Here is a 1,074-nt window from a genome sequence, read left to right on the forward strand (position 1 = left end):
GGACGAACCGTTCAACGTCGCCTTCGTCGCGCAGTCGCTCGGCACCAGCCGGCGCACCCTCGAACGACGAGTCCGTGCGGCGCTCAACCTCACTCCGCTCGGCTTCGTCCAACGGCTTCGCATCGAACGAGCTCGGCACCTCTCAGCAACCACGGACCTCACCTCCGCCGAGATCGCGCTACGGGTCGGCTACGCGAACGCCGAGACTCTGCGCTCCCTCCTGCGTAGGGAGCGACGCCGTTCCTGACCTATCGCCATGCCTGTAGCCGGTGTCCTAGTGCTCGGTTGGAACCACCTCTCAGCACGTCGCGTCGACGCTCCTGCGTCGCCCCTGGACGACCCACTCGACACGCCCGCAGCACAGGCCATGTGACGTGTCCCGGCTTCCCGGACGGTCGGGGTTGGGTGGCTGTGATGTCGCTGCGTTCTCGTCGAGGGGGTCAGCAGACTCGATCAGGGTCGATTGGGATGAGACGCGAAGGCGGTCAGGTCAGGGCGGCCGAAGCCGGCCGGCGGGGTAGCGTCGGTCACGTCGAGGTCTTTCGGATGGATGGCGTAGGAACCTCCATCGTCGGGAGACCTCGACGTCTACCTGCGGACCGACGCGCCCGGCCGACCTACACCCTCATCTGGGAAGACCCCTGAAACGTCTTCGACGACGACGGGACCGGCGAGGAGGAGGGCGCGGTGAGCTAAAGGAATGGAGCTTGCTCGGCTTCGACGCCGCCGCAAGCTCCGGTGAAACGGTCGGTACTGGTCGGTCGACGTCGGTCACCACCGGATGGCGGCGTCCCCCACGCTCGGCGTTTGCGCAGGTCAGTGGCTCGTTCGCCCAGTGGGCGCATCAAGCGATAGACGCAAAGCCGATGTGATTAGGTCGTCGGTTCGATTCCGACAGGCGGCTCCGGCGAACAGCCCCTGACCTGCGGAAACGCAGGGCAGGGGCGGTTCGGTTCTGGTGGTCGCGCGATGCGCTGGCCTCACGGCTCTGCCCGACACCGACGTCGCTCTCCTCTGCGACGGAACCCTCGCCGGCTGAGCGCTCGCGGCCGGCATCCTGTCCGTGTGCCGATA

Annotated in this window: 1 protein-coding gene; it reads left to right on the forward strand. The window is 67.1% G+C overall.

Features of this window, described 5'->3' with window-relative positions; translation table 11 throughout:
• On the forward strand, positions 1-247 hold a 247-nt coding region (locus tag AC0B9F_RS38480; protein WP_472010500.1), incomplete at its 5' end, for a helix-turn-helix domain-containing protein.
• Positions 248-1,074 lie beyond the last annotated feature (827 nt).

It is taken from the genome of Streptomyces sp. NPDC097129 (assembly GCF_055668065.1).